This is a genomic window from Stenotrophomonas sp. YJH_SMC_4 (assembly GCF_059371575.1).
On sequence record NZ_JCAFUR010000010.1, the window covers coordinates 94,311 to 111,871 of the forward strand.

The 17,561-nt window shown below is 66.2% G+C and carries 14 protein-coding genes; 8 read left to right on the plus strand and 6 right to left on the minus strand.

What is annotated here, in order from left to right; translation table 11 throughout:
* Nucleotides 1-64 precede the first annotated feature (64 nt).
* Nucleotides 65-823 (plus strand): SDR family NAD(P)-dependent oxidoreductase, encoded by a 759-nt coding sequence (locus AC5P9F_RS14930; protein WP_076739152.1) that lies wholly within the window; start codon nucleotides 65-67, stop codon nucleotides 821-823.
* A 99-nt stretch (nucleotides 824-922) separates the two neighbouring features.
* Here AC5P9F_RS14930 and AC5P9F_RS14935 read toward each other — a convergent pair whose 3' ends face one another.
* The gene (locus tag AC5P9F_RS14935) at nucleotides 923-2,323 is read right to left on the minus strand and encodes a serine hydrolase domain-containing protein (RefSeq protein WP_005410697.1); all 1,401 of its coding nucleotides are present in this window, start codon (nucleotides 2,321-2,323) and stop codon (nucleotides 923-925) included.
* Between the two features lie 324 nt (nucleotides 2,324-2,647).
* On the opposite strand from AC5P9F_RS14935, the gene AC5P9F_RS14940 reads away from it, so the two are divergent.
* Together AC5P9F_RS14940 and AC5P9F_RS14945 are read left to right on the plus strand one after the other, a co-directional pair.
* A complete protein-coding gene (locus tag AC5P9F_RS14940) occupies nucleotides 2,648-3,937 on the plus strand; it encodes an NTP/NDP exchange transporter (protein ID WP_171974398.1) in 1,290 nt (429 codons plus the stop codon).
* A 42-nt stretch (nucleotides 3,938-3,979) separates the two neighbouring features.
* Nucleotides 3,980-4,330 carry a DUF1304 domain-containing protein gene (locus tag AC5P9F_RS14945; protein ID WP_043034500.1) on the plus strand — a complete coding sequence of 117 codons (351 nt, stop codon included), beginning with the start codon at nucleotides 3,980-3,982 and terminating at the stop codon, nucleotides 4,328-4,330.
* 501 nt (nucleotides 4,331-4,831) lie between these two features.
* Here the strand turns inward: AC5P9F_RS14945 and AC5P9F_RS14950 are convergent.
* From AC5P9F_RS14950 to AC5P9F_RS14960, 3 genes are all read right to left on the minus strand, one after another.
* Nucleotides 4,832-5,299: a hotdog fold domain-containing protein gene (locus AC5P9F_RS14950; protein WP_076739153.1), complete on the minus strand. Its 468-nt coding sequence runs from the start codon at nucleotides 5,297-5,299 to the stop codon at nucleotides 4,832-4,834.
* Nucleotides 5,300-5,375: 76 nt separating this feature from the next.
* The gene (locus tag AC5P9F_RS14955) at nucleotides 5,376-7,853 is read right to left on the minus strand and encodes an acyl-CoA dehydrogenase (RefSeq protein ID WP_005410692.1); all 2,478 of its coding nucleotides are present in this window, start codon (nucleotides 7,851-7,853) and stop codon (nucleotides 5,376-5,378) included.
* On the minus strand, nucleotides 7,850-8,767 hold the full coding sequence (locus AC5P9F_RS14960; RefSeq protein WP_005410691.1) for an alpha/beta fold hydrolase: 918 nt from the start codon (nucleotides 8,765-8,767) through the stop codon (nucleotides 7,850-7,852). Before AC5P9F_RS14960 ends, AC5P9F_RS14955 begins: the two co-directional genes overlap by 4 nt.
* 141 nt (nucleotides 8,768-8,908) lie before the next feature.
* On the opposite strand from AC5P9F_RS14960, the gene AC5P9F_RS14965 reads away from it, so the two are divergent.
* Both AC5P9F_RS14965 and AC5P9F_RS14970 read left to right on the plus strand, forming a co-directional pair.
* Nucleotides 8,909-9,508: a TetR/AcrR family transcriptional regulator gene (locus AC5P9F_RS14965; protein ID WP_005410690.1), complete on the plus strand. Its 600-nt coding sequence runs from the start codon at nucleotides 8,909-8,911 to the stop codon at nucleotides 9,506-9,508.
* A gap of 230 nt (nucleotides 9,509-9,738) precedes the next feature.
* Complete coding sequence (locus AC5P9F_RS14970; protein ID WP_065184119.1) at nucleotides 9,739-12,696, plus strand: TonB-dependent receptor domain-containing protein; 2,958 nt, start codon at nucleotides 9,739-9,741, stop codon at nucleotides 12,694-12,696.
* A 219-nt stretch (nucleotides 12,697-12,915) separates the two neighbouring features.
* Here the strand turns inward: AC5P9F_RS14970 and AC5P9F_RS14975 are convergent, their stop codons facing one another.
* Both AC5P9F_RS14975 and hslO read right to left on the minus strand, forming a co-directional pair.
* A complete protein-coding gene (locus AC5P9F_RS14975; RefSeq protein WP_171974399.1) occupies nucleotides 12,916-13,728 on the minus strand; it encodes an XOO1806 family protein in 813 nt (270 codons plus the stop codon).
* A 149-nt stretch (nucleotides 13,729-13,877) separates the two neighbouring features.
* Nucleotides 13,878-14,771, minus strand: coding sequence for an Hsp33 family molecular chaperone HslO (gene hslO / locus AC5P9F_RS14980; RefSeq protein ID WP_005414237.1), 894 nt, complete (start codon nucleotides 14,769-14,771; stop codon nucleotides 13,878-13,880).
* Between the two features lie 77 nt (nucleotides 14,772-14,848).
* Between hslO and mtgA the strand changes: the two genes are divergently transcribed.
* The 3 genes from mtgA to AC5P9F_RS14995 are packed head-to-tail and all read left to right on the plus strand — an operon-like array spanning nucleotide 14,849 to nucleotide 17,055.
* Nucleotides 14,849-15,598, plus strand: coding sequence for a monofunctional biosynthetic peptidoglycan transglycosylase (gene mtgA, locus AC5P9F_RS14985; protein WP_005410686.1), 750 nt, complete (start codon nucleotides 14,849-14,851; stop codon nucleotides 15,596-15,598).
* A gap of 46 nt (nucleotides 15,599-15,644) precedes the next feature.
* Nucleotides 15,645-16,664: a glycosyltransferase family 2 protein gene (locus AC5P9F_RS14990; protein WP_005410685.1), complete on the plus strand. Its 1,020-nt coding sequence runs from the start codon at nucleotides 15,645-15,647 to the stop codon at nucleotides 16,662-16,664.
* Nucleotides 16,624-17,055, plus strand: coding sequence for a CBS domain-containing protein (locus AC5P9F_RS14995; RefSeq protein WP_033834030.1), 432 nt, complete (start codon nucleotides 16,624-16,626; stop codon nucleotides 17,053-17,055). Before AC5P9F_RS14990 ends, AC5P9F_RS14995 begins: the two co-directional genes overlap by 41 nt.
* Nucleotides 17,056-17,561: the final 506 nt, after the last annotated feature.

Sequence of the window (17,561 nt, forward strand, 5' to 3'; positions counted from 1 at the left end):
CGGGTGATCAAACAGCATGCACTGCAGGGGCCGGATCCACCGGCCGTGCTGAAAGGAGAACACGATGGATTTGAATCTTGAGGGACGCACAGCGCTGGTCACCGGGGCGGGCAGTGGCATCGGTGCCGCTGTCGCCAGGCAACTGGCCGCGCAGGGCGTACGTGTTGCCATCTCGTCACGGCGGCAGGCACCGCTGCAGGCGCTGGCGGCAGGGATCGAAGCGGCGGGCGCACCCGCGCCGATCATCCTGCTGGGCGATGTCACTGACGCCGGGGACGTGCGACGCATTGCTGACGCGTCGCTGGCGGCGTTGCAGCGGGTGGACATCCTGGTCAACGCGGCTGGCGGTTCGCGGCCAACGACCGTCGATGCAGCCGACTCGATCTGGGAGGAGGCATTGGCGCTGAACTTCTCTGCCGCACGACGGCTGACCCAGGCACTGCTGCCGGCGATGCAGGCGCAGGGATGGGGGCGGGTGATCAACTTCAGCGGTTCGATGGAGCCCCGTTCGGTGAATGCCGCCACCGCGGCGAAAGCAGCGCTGCATCTGTGGAGCAAGGGGCTGTCGTCGGAGGTGGCCGGGCAGGGCATCACGGTGAATGCCATTGCGCCGGGTCGGATCAACAGCCCGCAGATCCTGGACCGCCTGCATCCCACCGAGGAAAGCCGACGCGCGTTCATCGCCAGTAACATCCCGATCGGGCGCTTCGGTGAGCCGGAAGAAGTGGCGCCGCTGGTGGCATTCCTCGCCTCGCCGCTGGCCGGTTACATCACCGGTGCGGTGATTCCGGTGGACGGCGGCATGCACTACTTCGCGCATTAGCCCTCCGTTTGTAGAGTCGAGCGCGGCTCGATTCCACAACAGCCAACAAAAAGGGCGGCCTGCAGGCCGCCCTTCATGCTCACGGTCGCGCCGGCCTGATCAGCGCGGCGACGCCACCGCGCGGTTGCTGGAAGCGCCCTTGCCCTTGCGCTTGTCCTGCTGCGCCGGGCTTGCACCTTCGGCCATCAGGTTGTCGCTGCCGAAGTCGGTGTCCACATCCAGCCAGCGCTGTGCCGGCAGGCCGAGCGCGGAATCGAGCACGGTCGGCAGCAGGCCGCTGGGCAGGCCGCTCTCGCCATTCCACATGATGGCGATGCCGAGATCGCGTTCGGGGACCAGCGCGACCAGGCCGCGGTAGCCCTGTACGGCACCGGCATGGAACACCACGTCGTGGCCGGCGTAGTCGAAGGTGCGCCAGCCCAGCGCGTAGCCGGCCGAGTGCAGGCGCTCGCGGCGCCAGCCCGAACGCATCTCGCCGGGGGTGTTGATCAGGCTCGAATGCAGGGTGGCCAGCAGCGGTGCCGGCAGCACATCGGGGCGATGGCCGGTGTGCGCCAGCAGCCACTGCGCCATGTCGCTGGCGCTGGCGTTGACGCCAGCCGCCGGGGCAACACGGTAGTAGGTCGGCTTCGGTGTCAGCGACACCCAGCCGTTGCGGCTGCGCACGTGCGGACGCGCCCAGCGCGAGCTGGCCTGGATGCCGGCCAGGCCGAGGCTGGCATCGTTCATGCCCAGCGGCTTGAAGATGCGGCGCTCGACCGACTGCTCGTAGAAGCTGCCGGAGGCGGCATAGACGACGTCGCCGATCAGGCTGAAGGCCACGTTCTGGTAGGCGTAGCAGTCGCCCGGCAGGCACTTCAGGCTGGTGTTGGCCAGCTTCTGGGTCAGCGCGTAGTACTCGGCGTTGCCTTCGATGTCGCGGTCGTAGGCGTTGTAGGGCAGGCCGACGCGGTGGCTGAGCACATCGGCCACGGTCAGGCGGTCGGTGGCTTCGGGCGAGTTGAGGCGGAAGCCCGGCACGTAGTCGGTGACCTTGCTGTCCCAGCGCAGCGTGCCGTCGTTGACCAGCAGTCCGGCCATGGTGCCGGCGAAGGCCTTGGACAGCGAAGCCAGGCGGAACACGGTGTGGGCGTCGACCGGCAGCGGATTGTTGACGTCAGTGACGCCATAGCCGCGCGCGCTGAGGATGCGGCCGCCCTGCACGATGGCCACGGCCATGCCCGGCACGCGCTCGCCATAGGTGAGCTGCTGCGCCATCGATTCGATATTGGCGACGTTGAAGCCTGCGGCGGGCGCCTGCACCTGCGGCACCAGCCCGGTACGGTAGGCCGCCGGCTGGGTGTGGGCAACGGCGGTGGCTGCAGCGGACTCGATGTTGGCCGGCATCGGCGGCAACGGCGGCGGGGTCTGCGCGGTGGTGGACAAGGCAACAGGCATCAACATGCCCAGCAAACCGGTGGCCGCCGAACGGATCGGACGACGCAGGCTGTTCTTTTTCATCGGTGGGACCCGTGCGCGACTGCTGATGGCGATTCTAGCGCCGCTTTTCCTCTGTGCACAAACAAAGCGAAGATGAATGCGCATCTCGTTGAAAAAGTTGGGATTTTGACGCCTCGAAAGCGTGTATCGGAACGTGTCATCCGGACCCGGTCATGACACCGCGTTGCGGCCTTCAGACGGCCACCTGCTGGCGATGTTGCAGTGCATTGGATAACGTACGCGCTTCACCGCCCCGGAGCCTGCCATGCCGCTGTCCAACCGCCGTCATCTGGCGAGGGACGCCGCGTGAGCGCGGTACGAGGGAAGGGCCCGCTGCAGGGGCTGATGGCGGCACTGCGCGAGTCCCCGGCGCTGTGGTGGTCGTTCCTGTACTTCTTCTGCCTGCTCAGCGGCTACTACGTGCTGCGTCCGGTGCGTGAAGCCATGGCCGCCTCGGCGGACCTGGAAACGGTGTTCCCGCCAATGCTGATTGCCTGGTTCGCCGGTCACGGCATCGCGCTGAAGGACTTCGTCCTGCAGTTCCTGTTCTCCTGCGTGTTCGTGATCATGCTGGTGCTGCAGCCGGTGTACGGCTGGCTGGTCAGCCGCTTCCCGCGACGGGTGTTCCTGCCGGCGGTGTACGGGTTCTTCATCGTGACCCTGCTTGGCTTCTACATGATGTTCGACAGCGGCGTGCCTGGCCGCGGCATGGCCTTCTTCTTCTGGATCACCGTCTTCAACCTGTTCGCGGTGGCGGTGTTCTGGAGTTTCATGGCCGACGTGTTCTCCAACGCGCAGGCGCGGGCGTATTACGGCTACATCGGCGCGGCGGGCACCGTTGGTGCCTTCCTTGGTCCGGTCATCACCAGTGCGCTGGTGCAGCGCGTGGGCATCGCCAACCTGATGCTGGTGTCAGCCGGTTTCCTGGCGATCTGCTTGTTCTGCATCTGGCGCCTGCGGCACTGGGCGGTGCTGCGCGAGCAGGAGCAGCAGTTGGTGTCGGGTGAGAAGCCGATGGGCGGCAGCGTGCTGGATGGCCTGAAACTGATCGTGCGCGAGCCGTTGCTGCGCTGGCTGGCGATCATGGTGGTGTTCGGCGTGGGCGTGGGGACGCTGCTCTACAACCAGCAGGCTGCGATCGTGCGTGCGGCGTTCACTGACCCGGCGGCCAGTACCGCGTTCTTCTCGCGCATCGACCTGGCGGTGAACGCGCTGGCGCTGCTGATGCAGGTGGGCCTGACCCGCTGGCTGCTGTCGCGCCACGGCATCGCGCCGGCGCTGCTGATTCCCGGTTTCGCGATCCTGATCGGCTTCTCGGTGCTGGCAGCCTCGCCGATGCCGTTGATGGTCGCGGTGGTGCAGGTGATGACCCGGGCCAGCGAATTTGCACTGGCCAAGCCGGCGCGCGAGACCATCTACACGCGCGTGGACCGGCAGTGGCGCTACAAGGCCGGCGCAGCGATCGACACCGTGGTCTACCGTGGTGCCGACCTGAGCTTTGCCTGGGTGCACAAGGGCCTGTCATTGTTCGGCTCGCACGTGGTGTTCATCGGCGGCATGCTGGTGGCCGCATGCATGACCGCAGCCGCGTTCGGTGTACTGCGCGAAGAAAAGAAACTGCCGCGCGACCGCTGATTTTCCGGGGGCCGATCCCCATCCCTGTCCAAGGAACTGCCCATGTACTGGATCGCACTCACCCTGACGTTGCTCGTCGCCCTGCTGCACGTCTATTTCCTGGTGCTGGAGATGTTCCTGTGGACCCGCCCGCTGGGCCTGAAGACCTTCCGCAACACGCCGGAGAAGGCGGAGACCACGCGGGTGCTGGCTGCCAACCAGGGCCTGTACAACGGCTTCCTGGCAGCAGGCATCGTGGTGGGGCTGGTGATCGGGCAGCCGGTGCTGGTGACGTTCTCGCTGGCCTGCGTGGTGGTGGCAGGGTGCTATGGCGCGTACAGCGTGAGCCGGCGCATTTTCATGATCCAGGCGGTGCCGGCGATCCTGGCGTTGGTGTTTCGCGCGGTGGCGTAGTTTCCAGCCAACGGCGCAGCCCCTCGTGGGTTGGTCGCGGAATGCTTGTCATGGGGTTGGCCGGGCGGGTTGGGTTCGCGGGGGACGCCGCAAGTACGTCCCTGTAGGCTTGGCCGCGGCATCCATGCCGCGGACACCCCCGCGAACCCAACCCGCCCGGCCCCTGACAGGTTCCGTGTGCGGCCAGCCCACGGAGAAGGAAAAAGAAGATCAAGGGCAACAGCGGGTCGCTGCGCTCGTGGGTTCTGCGCGCACGAAAAAAGCGGCCAGTGGGCCGCTTTTGCTTTTGTTCTTATTTTTTTCTTGCGTGGGTGGACGCCGCAGAAATCTGTCAGAGGCTGGGGGCGGTGAGTTCGCGTGGGTGTCCGCGGCATGGATGCAGCGGCCAAGCCCCCAAGGACGGGTTCACGGCGTCCCCCGCGAACTCACCGCCCCCAGCCAAACCAAGGCTTTCCGCGATCAACCGTCCACCCACGAGGGGCTGCGCCGTTCGCCGGAACACTACTTCGCCGGCGACATCCACATGTCGATGACCGCGCTGAACACCTCCGTCCCCGCGCGGTCGCGCACACTCACCGTCACCGGCAGTGCATAGCCCTCGGCAGCGGCCACGATCGGCTGGGCCGGCAATGCCACCGCCTGCAGCATGCCCCGTGCCTTGGCCAGGTACTGCACCTGCATCCCCTTCGGAATCCAGCGCATGCCCTTCGGCAGCGAGGCGTCGACCATCAGCCCGGCGGTCAGTTCGGCCAGGTTGCACATCGCGATCGCGTGCACCGTGCCGATGTGGTTGCGCACCCTGCGGCGGTCGGCCAGCGTGCCTTCGCAGCGGCCGTGTTCCAGGCGGGTGATGCGCGGCGCGATGCTGGCGAAGTAGGGCGCCTTGAAACACACCGCGCGTGAGAACAGCCAGGTGCCGGCGGGCCAGCGCTGCAGGCGGTTGTAGAGCGAGAGCAGGGGCGTGGACATGGTCGGTGTTCCGGTCGTCGGATAGAGCGACGGCGGGCCGAGGCCCGCCGTCGAAGGCAACGCGTATCGCGGGCGATCAGGCGGCCTGCGAATGCGGATCCTTGTGCTGGCGGTCGTAGTAGCTGGCCGCGCGCAGTTCGTGGGTGTCGAAGTCGTCCACGGTGATCGTATCCAGGGTCAGCGTGCGCAGCTCTTCCAGCAGGCTGCGCTCGTCCTGGGTGATCACGCCCTCGGCCACGGCTTCGTCCAGCTGGCTCTTGAAGTCCAGCGCCTCGATGCCCTTGCTCTTCAGCGCCTTCAGGAACTTGCGCTCCACCGGCTCGGCCATGATCGCCTTGCTCAGGTAGCTGTTGATGCGGCCACCCGGGTTGTTCTCGCACGGAGTCAGGAACACGCCACTGGCCAGGCGGTCGCGGGCTTCGTTCGGCGCCATCAGCAGGGCGGCGACGCGGCGGCTCAGGCGGTCGCCCGGGGCCTCGGCACGACGGCCCAGCGGGAAGATCAGCGCCCACATCAGCCAGCCGATCGGACGGATCGGGAAGTTGCGCAGGGCCGCCGACAGCGATTCCTCGATCTTGTGCACGCTGTCATGGAAGGCCCAGGCCAGCAGCGGCTGGTCGGCCTGCGGTGCGCCCTCGTCGTGGTAGCGCTTGAGCATGGCGCTGGTCATGTAGACGTGGCTCAGCACGTCGCCCAGGCGGCCGGACAGCGATTCCTTGAACTTCAGCTTGCCGCCGAGGGTCATCATCGAGATGTCGGCCATCAGCGCCAGGTTGGCCGAGTAACGGTCCAGCTTGCGGAAGTAGCGGCGGGTGTAGGCGTCACCCGGGGCGGCGCCGAAGCGCGCGCCGGTCAGGCCAAACCAGAACGAGCGCACGGCATTGGAGATGCCGAAGCGGATGTGGCCGAACAGGCTGCGGTCGAAGTCCTGCAGGCCGGCACGGGTATCCGGATCCTGCGCGGCCTTCATTTCCTTCAGTACCCACGGGTGGCAGAGGATCGCACCCTGGCCGAAGATCAGCAGGCTGCGGGTCATGATGTTGGCGCCTTCCACGGTGATCGCGATCGGCGCGGCCTGCCAGCTGCGGCCGGCGAAGTTGCGCGGCCCCAGGATGATGCCCTTGCCGCCGATCACGTCCATCATGTCCGAGATCACTTCGCGGCTCATGGTGGTGCAGTGGTACTTGGCGATCGCCGACGGTACCGACGGCACGTCACCACGGTCGACTGCAGCAGCGGTGGCCTGCGACAGCGCGCTGATCTTGTACGCCTTGCCGCCGATGCGGGCCAGCGCTTCTTCCACGCCTTCGAAGCGGCCGACCGACAGGCCGAACTGCTTGCGGATGCGTGCATAGGCGCCGGTCACGGCGGCACCGGCCTTGGCACCGCCGCTGGCGGTGGACGGCAGGGTGATCGAGCGGCCCACGGCCAGGCACTCGTTGAGCATGTTCCAGCCCTTGCCAGCCATGGCCGCGCCACCGATCAGCTGGGTCAGCGGAATGAACACGTCCTTGCCGCGGATCGGGCCGTTCTGGAACGTCGAGTTCAGCGGGAAGTGGCGACGGCCGATTTCAACGCCGGCGGTGTCGCGCGGCAGCAGGCCCAGGGTGATGCCGATGTCGCGGGTGTCGCCGATCAGGCCATCCGGGTCGTACATGCGGAAGGCCAGGCCGATCAGCGAAGCGACCGGTGCCAGGGTGATGTAACGCTTGTCGAAGGTCAGCTTGACGCCGAGCACCTGCTCGCCGTTCCACTCGCCCCTGCAGACGATGCCGTAGTCCGGAATCGAGGTGGCGTCGGAGCCGGCGAACGGACCGGTCAGGCCGAAGCAGGGCACTTCGCGACCATCGGCCAGGCGCGGCAGGTACTGGTCCTTCTGTTCCTGGGTGCCGTAATGCACCAGCAGTTCACCCGGGCCCAGCGAGTTGGGCACACCGACGGTCGAGCTGACCACCGAGGACACCGAGGCCAGCTTCTGGATCACCTTGTGGTGGGCCAGCGCAGAGAAGCCCAGGCCGCCATATTCCTTCGGGATGATCATGCCGAAGAACTTGTTCTTCTTGATGAAGGCCCACAGCTCCGGCGGCAGGTCAGCGTGGACGTGGGTGATTTCCCAGTCGTTGACCATCGTGCACAGCTCTTCGACCGGGCCATCGAGGAAGGCCTGTTCTTCGGCGGTCAGCTGCGGCTTGGGGTAATTGAGCAGGATGTTCCAGTCCGGATCACCGGTGAACAGTTCGCCCTCGAAGCCAACCGAGCCGGTTTCCAGCGCGATGCGCTCGGTCTGCGACAGCGGCGGCAGCACCTTGCGGAACACCTTCATCATCGGGCCGGTCAGCAGCGGCTTGCGGATGAACGGCAGCAGCAGCGGCACGGCGATGACGGCCAATACGGCGGCAGCCACGATCGTGGCGGTCTGGTTGACGTAGGGAATGAACCAGCAGGCGACCAGCAGGGCCACGCTGATCAGCGTCCAGGTAACCAGCCGCATGCGGTGGTAGGCGACGAACGCGCCTGCCAGCAGCAGGGCGAGGAAGGGAAGAACGATGCTCATGAGCGTGCTCCGGTGACGTGCTCGTTTGTGGCGGACGAAGCTGCAGCATCCGCTGCGGGCAACACGTCCAGATAGTCCAACACAGTAGCGGTAAAGGCGTCGTTGTCATCGCCGGCGACCATGTGCGTGGCCTGCGGCAGCTGTACATGACGCGCGTGCGGCGCCAACGCCAGGAATTCGGCCACGGTCTGTGGCGTGACCAGGTCGCTTCGGCCGCCGCTGACCAGCAGCAGCGGGCACTTCACCTGGCGTGCGGCCTCGGCCAGCGCATCCTGGTGCTGCTCGCTGTCGCGCGCCAGTTCAGCCACCAGGCGCGGGTCCCAGTGCCAACGCCAGCGGCCGTGGCCGTCCTCGCGCAGCAGTGCGCGCAGCGACTGCTCGGATTTGCGCGGACGGTGCGGCATGTAGGCCGAGATCACATCGGCGGCCTGGGTGAGCGAGGCAAAGCCGTCGGGATGGGCGGTCATGAAGGCCAGGATGCGTTCAACACCGGCGGTATCCCAACGCGGGGTGATGTCCACCAGCACCATCGCCGAGAACAGGCCCGGCCAGCGCGATTCGGCCAGCAGGCCGAACAGGCCGCCCATCGAGGCTGCGACCAGCACCGGCGGGCGTGGCTGTTCCCCGGCCAGCACGATCAGGTCATCAGCGAACTGCTCGCCGTGATAGGGCAGTTCGGCAGAATTCCAGTCCGAATCGCCGTGGCCACGGGCGTCGTAGGCCAGCGTCTGCAGCCCCGCCGCAGACAGGGCCCGCGCGGTGGCGTTCCATGCGTGCCGGGTCTGGCCGAAGCCATGCGCGAACAACACGCGGCCACGGCGGCCGTGGTCGCTGGCGGTTGCGGCCAGGCGTGCGCCATGGGCGGCCTCCAGGCGAAGATCATGGAACGCAGCGGGAGTAGGGGACGTAACCATACTTGCTAGTATGGATCGCTTGTGAGGGAAGTCAATACTGCACGGTATGGTGCGCTGCGGCAGGTGCCCAGGCGGGCGTCGCGACGGTTTCGGCCGCAACCGCGTACTGCAACGAACCCCGGCGTATGGTTAAATCAGCCCATGAATCAACCTGACGCTTCCGCCGGCGAACCGCGCGCCGGCCGCAACAGCCGCCTGAGTGCCGAAGACTGGGCCCAGGCCGCTCTCGATCTGATTGCTGAACAAGGTGTGGGGGCCGTCGCGGTGGAACCGTTGGCGCGGCGCCTGGGTGTGACCAAGGGCAGTTTCTACTGGCACTTCCCCTCGCGTGATGCACTGCTGCAGGCGGCGCTGGAACGCTGGGAACTGTTCGAACAGGAACAGGTGTTCGGCAGCCTGGAGGACGTGCCGGATCCGCGCGTGCGCCTGCGCCAGCTGTTCCAGATGGTCGCGCACGAAGTGCAGCCGCACATCATCTACAGCGAACTGCTGAAGGCGCTGGACCACCCGATGGTGCGCCCGGTGATCGACCGCGTTTCGCAGCGCCGGCTCGACTACCTGGTTGCTTCGTTCCGCCAGGCCGGGCTCAGCTCCACCGATGCACGGCATCGCGCGCGCCTGGCCTATGCCGCCTACGTCGGCTTCCTGCAGCTGTCGCTGCAGCTGCAGCAACCCAAGCAGGCCCGCGAGGATTTCGAGGCCTATGTCGAGCATCTGATCGAGACGCTCATTCCCAGCTGAATGGGAGAATGGCGCCCTGCAAGTGCCGAATGCGCCTTGCAGGCGACCTCAATGCGCCAACGTATGTCGTGGTGAGGCTGGTTTCACGCGATTTGGGCATTTTCTTAACGACTCTTTAATTCCAGATGAAGTGTGGCTACTATCGGGTCACCAGCCGTTTTTTGTGCCTCCCTTTTGGGGCACGTCGGTTGGACTCAGCACACAACCCAAGATCCATGGAGAGAGAGCCCATGAAGTTGAACAGCAACAAGCTGCGCGATGCAGTGTGCGTTGCGCTGGCCGCCAGCGCCGCATCCGTTGCCGGTACCGGGGTGGCGTCTGCCCAGACCGCCACCAACCTGGACCGCATCGAAGTCACCGGTTCGCGCATCCGTACCGTCGACGTCGAAACCGCCCAGCCGGTCCTGACCCTCAACCGCGCTGACATCGAGAAGCAGGGCTTCTCGTCGGTCGCTGACATCCTGCAGAACATCAGCGCCGTGGGTACGCCGCCGATCAGCCGTGCCCAGCCGCTGTCCTCGGGCGAAGCCGTCGGCGGCACCTACATCAGCCTGCGTGACCTGGGCGCCACCCGCACCTTGGTGCTGCTCAACGGCAAGCGCCTGGGCATCACCACCGGTGGCCTGCAGGACATCTCGACCGTGCCGGTCTCGGCCATCGAGCGCATCGAAGTGCTGAAGGACGGCGCTTCGTCGATCTACGGTTCCGATGCCATCGCCGGCGTCATCAACATCATCACCCGTACCAACTTCGAAGGCGCCACCGGCAGCGTCTACTACGGCCAGTACAGTGAAGGCGACGGTGCCACCCGCACCATGGACTTCACCATGGGCGTGAAGGGTGAGCGCGGTTCGCTGACCATCGGTGCCGAGTACGCCAAGGAAGACAAGGTGCGGGCGGCCGATCGTCCGTACGGTGCGTTCCCGCGCAGCTCCAACCACCCGGACTTCGGTTGGACCACCGTCGGTGAGTTCGGCGGTTTCGTCAGCCGTCCGGCCGATGGGCTGCCGGGCGTCACCTATCCGGCCGCCAGCGCATCCAACCCGAACCGCGAAGTGCGCGTGATCCTGCGTGAGGGTGGCAACGCGAACAACAAGGCCGACTACGTCGCGCAGAACGTCAACAGCTTCTCCACCAAGGACAAGACCAACACGAACCTGCAGACCGACCTGCGTACCCCGCAGGAACGCCGTGCAGTGTTCGTCGATGGCATCTACGACCTGACCGACAACGTGCGCCTGCGCACCAACATGCTGTACAGCTTCCGCGATTCGAACCGCCAGATCGCCGGCTACCCGTACGGCGCACTGGCCTTCGGTTCGCCGATTTCGGCCAGCAGTGTGTTCAATCCGCTGGGTGCTGACATCGCCAACTGGTGGCGTCGTACTTCGGAAGTGCCGCGCAACACCCGCGCCGAGCTGACCACCTTCCGCTTCAGCGGCGGCCTGGAAGGCAGCTTCGAGTTCTCCGACCGCCTGTTCGACTGGGATGTCGGCTACCTGTACAACAACAACAAGCTGGTCCAGACCAGCACCGGCGACCTCAACCTGACCGCGCTGCGTGCGGCGGTGGGTCCGTCCTTCATCAACAGCAGCGGCGTGGCGCAGTGCGGTACCGTGGCCAACCCGATCGGGCTGAACCAGTGCGTGCCGTACAACCCGTTCCTGCACGCCGGCATCCAGAGCAACGGTGCCAACGGCGCATTGACCGGCAACACCGCCCTGCAGAACCTGCTGTTCCCGTCCGCGCACTCCACCGCCGAGACCACCACCAAGGTCATCACCGCCAACCTGGCCGGCAGCCTGTTCACCCTGCCTGCCGGCGACCTGGGCTTCGCCGTGGGTGTCGAGCACCGCAAGGAAACCGGCAGCTTCAGCCCGGACGCGCTGGTGCAGTCGGGCAACACCTCCGGCCTGGCCAACTTCCCCACCGGTGGTGGCTACAAGGTTGACGAAGTCTATGCCGAGTTCAACGTGCCGATCCTGGCCGACCTGCCGGGCGCCCGCGAGCTGAGCCTCAACGCGGCCACCCGCCATTCGGACTACGACACCTTCGGCACCACGCTGAACAGCAAGTTCGGCTTCAAGTGGAAGCCGATCGACTCGCTGCTCATCCGCGGTACCTGGGCGGAAGGCTTCCGTGCCCCGACCATCGCCGACCTGTACAGCGGCGGTTCGCAGTCGTTCGACTTCTTCACCGATCCGTGCGACGTGGTCTACGGTGCTTCGCGCACCAACGCTGCGGTGCGTGCCCGTTGCGCCGCCGCACTGCCGGCTGGCGTAAATGCAGCCAACTTCCGCCAGCAGCAGCAGGGCTTCACCCCGACCACCGCTGCATCGTCGCAAACCCCGCTGGCCTTCGTCTCCGGCTCCAACGACCAGCTGACCCCGGAAACCTCGACGTCCAAGACCCTGGGCTTCGTCTGGAGCCCGGGTTTCATCCAGAACTTCAACATGTCGCTGGACTGGTGGGAAATCCGCGTCGAGAACACCATCATCTCGGACACGGCCAACCTGATCCTCAACGACTGCTACATCAACGACATCGCGGCACGCTGCTCGGCGTTCACGCGTGACCCGGTGACCGGCATCGTCAACAACCTCAAGCGCACCGGCATCAACGCCGGTTACCGCGAGGTGGAAGGCTTCGACCTGGATGTCAGCTACCGCCTGCCGACCGATCGTTTCGGCAACTTCAGCGCGCAGTGGACCAGCACCTACACCTCGCGTGATGACCTGGTCACCACCAAGAACGCGGTCACCCACCCGAACCCCCGCACCGGCGTGGGCTGGGCTGGCTACGCCTTCCGCGTGCGTTCGAACCTGAACCTGGGTTGGGAAATGGGTGACTTCGGCGCCAGCTGGACCGTCCGTTACTTCTCCGGCATGAAGGAAGCGTGCCTGAGTGCCGTGACGTTCCCGGAAGAGTGCAACCTGCCGAACTACGCTTCGCCGAACAACCAGGGCGTGGCGGTGGGCAGCGCGACCAACCAGCGTGGCGCGACCGTGTTCAACGACGTCCAGCTGCGCTGGAACGCACCGTGGAATGCGACCGTGGCCGTGGGTGCCAACAACGTGTTCGGCCGCGTGGGCCCTACCATGTACAGCCAGCCGAGCGCGAACGTCTCCTACTACGGTGGCTTCGACATCGGTCGCTTCCTGTACATGAAGTACACCCAGCGCTTCTGATCGCGGCGTAATATGTACGTGTGACATGGCCACGCCCCGAAAGGGGCGTGGCTTTTTTCATGGGGCAGCCAGGCTTGATGGCGCAGGCCTTTGCGCAGCCGTGCTGGACCAGGCCGCGCACAGGCGCTTGCGCATCGCCGCGTGGTGGCGGCGAGGTGTCATTACGGGGATGGGCGAAGGGAGCGCGCGCGGAAACGTCGCGGTGAGGCAGCAGGGAGCTTACAGGTCCTGCTCGTAGCGCACGTACGGCACGGTGCCGTCGTCGTTGCTTTCGTTGCGTGGCGAGAACGGATTCTTGCCGCGGCTGATCACGTTCTCGGCGCCCACGGTGAGCTGGCCGGACCATGGCGTGCGCCAGGTCAGGCCGATACCCAGGCCTTCCCACTTGCCGGGCTTGCCGGGCACGTCGATGACGCGGCCGATGATGCTGCCGCTGAAATTGCCGTAGCCGGCGCCGATGCTCAGGCTCTTGCTGTCCCAGCGGTCGGCAATGGCCGGCGAGGCGTCGGCCAGCGGCACCAGGCGGGCCTTGGCGTAGGTGCCGGCGATGGACACGAAGCCTTCGCGGCCGATGTTCTTCTGCGCGAACACGGTCAGGTCATTCTGCTCGGCGCGCAGCGAAGGGGTCTTGTTCGGGCCTGCCAGCCATGCCGGCAGGGTTTCACGGCCGGTGCCGGCGGTGATGCCGAGGCGGCTGCTGCCACGGTTCAATGCGGCGGTGCCGGTGAAACGCCGGCTGTTGAGGTCGTCCTCGTCGCCGAGGCTGGCCAGCATGCAGTGGCTGGCCAGACCGCTCATGCTGGTCCCGCTGCTGCTGCAGAGCAGGCCCAGCGAATCGCCGGAGGACAGGCCAAAGGCCGCATCCAGCGAGTTGCGGCCGAAATGCCAACGCGCCCCGGCCGCCTGCTCACCGGTCGGCTCCAGGTACAGCAGGGCCTCGACCTTGCCGCTGCCCTTGTTCCATACCGGCAGCACGGTGCGGGTGTCCTTGCTCTGCGCATGCACGCCCGTGATCGCGCCAAGGGCGATCATCATGGCCAGCGGTAGACGCAGGAAGGTACGCATCGGACCAGTTCAGACAGGGACGGACAACGGAAGTTCCCGTGGGGACGGGAACTTGATCCTAGGGTGTTTATGAATTCTTAACAAGCCTTGATCCTCCCCAGGTACAAGACTGCCGTTCATTGAAGCCGTTCAGGCGCCGGTACAGCCCCCTGGGCGCCGTGGAACAGTATGCCGAACTCCGTCAATGGAAAGTGATACTCACGCCCGCAGAATTCGCAACGGACCTCGACGGCGCCGGTGTCTGCAGCCGCTGCACGGGCCTCTTCCTCACCCAGCGACTGCAGCATCGCCGCCACCCGCTCGCGGGAACAGGAGCAGGCAAAGGACAGCGGCTTTTCGCCCATCAGCGCCGGCTTCTCCTCGTGGAACAGGCGGTGCAGCAGCTGCTCGGCCGGGGTGGCCAGCAGTTCGGCCTTGCCCAGGGTCTCGAACAGGGCGCTGGCGCGCGCCCAGCCGTCCTCGTCGCCCTCGTCGCCCGGCAGCTTCTGCAGCAGCAGGCCGGCGGCACCATTGCGGTCGGCCGCCAGCAGCAGGCGGGTCGGCAGCTGCTCGGACTGGCGGAAGTAGTCCTCGAAGGCCTCGTCCAGCTCCGGTGCGGTCAGTCCGACCAGGCTCTGGTAGCGCTGTGGTTCACGCGGGTCCAGGCCGGGGTTCTCGATGGTGATGGCGAGGATCGCGTCATCGCCCAGGCTGGACAGGTCGCGCGGCGCGTCGCCGCCTTCGCTGAGCTGGGCGATGCCGCGCAGGGTGCCGGCGGCGGTGCATTCGGCGAACAGGGTGCGCAGGGCAGTGCTGCTGCGCAGCTGGATCGACAGGCGTCCATCGATCTTGGTATGGCCGGTGAACAGCGCCGAGGCCACGCAGGCCTCGCCGAGCAGTTCGGCGGCGGTATCCGGGTACTCGGCGTGGGACAGGATCTCCTGCCAGGTAGCCTGCAGGCGCACGTGGACGCCGCGGACGCCGGCGTCGGGGAGCAGGAAGCGGATCAGGGAATCGGAGTTGGCGGTCATCGGCTCACATCGCGCGTAAACGGGGGCAGTTGCCGGATAATGCGCCGACAACCAGATAGAAGAAGGATGCACCAGTAATGGGGGCAGGGGGAGAGCAGCACAAGGTGGAAGCTGTCGTAGAAGGCCCACGCCGCAGGCGCTGGCGCTGGAAACGGCTGCTGTGGCTGCCGGTGCTGCTGGCTGCTTTCAGCTGCCTGCAGGTCCTGGTGCTGCGGTTCATCGACCCGCCCGTGTCCATGGTGATGCTGTGGCGCTATGGCGAGGCGCTGGGCGAGGCCGATTGGTCCTATCGCCTGCATTACCAGTGGCGCGACCTTGACCAGATGGCGCCGAGCCTGCCGATTTCGCTGGTGGCCGCTGAGGACCAGCGTTTCCCCGACCACAACGGCTTCGACCTGCAGGCCATCGAGAAGGCCCGCGACCACAATGCCAAGGGCGGGCGACTGCGTGGCGCCAGCACGATCAGTCAGCAGGTGGCCAAGAACCTGTTCCTCTGGCAGGGCCGCAGCTGGATCCGCAAGGGGCTGGAGGTCTGGTACACCGTGCTGATCGAAGCGCTGTGGCCAAAGGAGCGCATCCTGGAGATGTACGCCAACATCGCCGAGTTCGGTGATGGCGTGTACGGAGCTCAGGCGGCGGCGCAGAAGTTCTGGGGCAAGGACGCGGCCAGGTTGAGCCCGGCCGATAGCGCGCGGTTGGCGGCGGTGCTGCCGGCACCGCGGCGCTACAACGCCGCAAAGCCAGGGCCGTACGTGCAGCGGCGCGCCGCCTGGATCCAGCGCCAGGCACGGCAGCTGGGCGGGGCCGCGTACCTTTCGGAAGAGTGAGCGCGCGCCGCCTGATCTACGGCCGGCGGCAACGTACAATCCGGGCATGACCCGCGAACGGCTCACTTTCGTCATCGCCGCCTACAACGAGGCCCTGGCACTGCCGTTGCTGCATCCGCGGTTGTGCGCGGTGCTCGACGCGCTGCCCGACATCGACGGCCACATTCTGTACGTGGACGACGGCAGCCATGACGGGACCTGGGAGGTGATCGCCCGCCTGGCCCAATCCGACGCGCGGGTCTCCGCGCTGAAGCTGTCGCGCAATTTCGGCAAGGAAGCCGCACTGACCGCTGGCCTGGACCTGGTGCGCGAAGGGGCGGCGATGATCCTGGATGCCGATGGCCAGGACCCGCCGGAGCTTGTGCCGCAGTTCGTCGCGCGCTGGCGCGAGGGCCATGACAACGTCTATGGCACGCGCCTGGCGCGCGATGGCGAGGCCTGGATCAAGCGTGCCACGGCGGCGATCTTCTACCGCGTGATGGGGCGCCTTTCGCGTACGCCGATCCCGGCCGACACCGGGGATTTCCGCCTGCTGTCACCACGCGCGCTGAGTGCGCTGCGCGAGATGCGTGAGCGCCATCGTTTCATGAAGGGGCTTTTCAGCTGGGTGGGTTTCAAGCGCGTGGCGGTGCCCTACCACCGCCACGCACGCGTGGCCGGCACCAGCAAGTTCAGCCTGTGGCGGCTGTGGAACTTCGCCCTGGAAGGCATCACCGGGTTCTCGACCGTGCCCCTGCGCGCGGCGACCTACCTGGGGCTGGCAACCGCGGCGGTGGCCTTCGTGTTCGGCATGTGGGTGATCGTCAAGGCCGCGCTGTACGGCGACCGGGTGGCGGGCTGGCCGACGATGATGGCGGTGATCCTGTTCCTGGGCGGGGTGCAGTTGATCGCGCTGGGCCTGATCGGTGAGTACCTGGGGCGCCTGTACGAAGAGTCCAAGCAGCGGCCGTTGTACCTGGTTGACGCGTGGCTAGCATCCGCCGTGGCAGACTCGGCCCTGCAACCCACCCTCGGAGGGCAGGCAGATGACCACGGTACGGCAACTGTTGGACGGCAAGTCTCCTGAAGTACATGCGGTCGCGCCGGATGCGGCGGTGATCGATGCGATCCGGTTGATGGCGGAAAAGGGCATTGGCGCGGTCCTGGTGATGGACGGGCCGCGGTTGGTCGGGATCCTTTCGGAGCGCGATTACGCGCGCAAGATCGTGTTGCGTGATCGTTCTTCGCGCGATACGGCGGTGGCCGAGATCATGACGACGCAGGTGGTGACGGTGTCGCCGGGCGAACAGGTGGAGCATTGTCTGCAGCTGGTGACCGACTACCGCATCCGCCACCTGCCGGTGGTGGAGGGCGTGCAGGTGCTGGGGGTGATTTCCATTGGCGACCTGGTGAAGTCGGTGATCGATGCGCAGCGCAGGGAGCTGGATCAGCTGCAGCAGTACATCGTGGCGGGATGAGTTTTTCGCTGGCGGGCCTGCGGCCCGCCAGCCCGCTTTTCGAAGCTCAAAGCCAAAGTCAAAGCCAAAGCTAAAGCCAAAGCTAAAGCCAAAGCCAAAGCCAAAGCCAAAGCAGCGCCTTGCTGATACGTTGGGAGGCGGAGGGTGCGGCTGGGCAGGGTCCTCCGCCTCTGGACACGTTCCCGCGAGCGCGGTGCGTTTCAGTGCCGATCCCCCGCTCCTGGTAGATGCCAACCTTGGTTGGCAACAGCTTTTGACTTTGCTTTTTTTTTTGACTTTGAATTTCGCTCTCGTTCCGCGCGCGCAGGAAACTGTCCGGAGCCGGAGCAAGGCGGCAGGCAGGACCGTGAGGCGCATGGATGCGCCGACCGAGCCTTATCTGATGAAAATCTGTCAGCGTAGGTGTCGAGAGCCGGCGTGGGCCGCCGTACGAGCCTGGATCTCGACGATCGCCATGTAGCTTGGCGCCCACGCCGGAATCTCCCTTGATCCGCCCGAACAGTTGC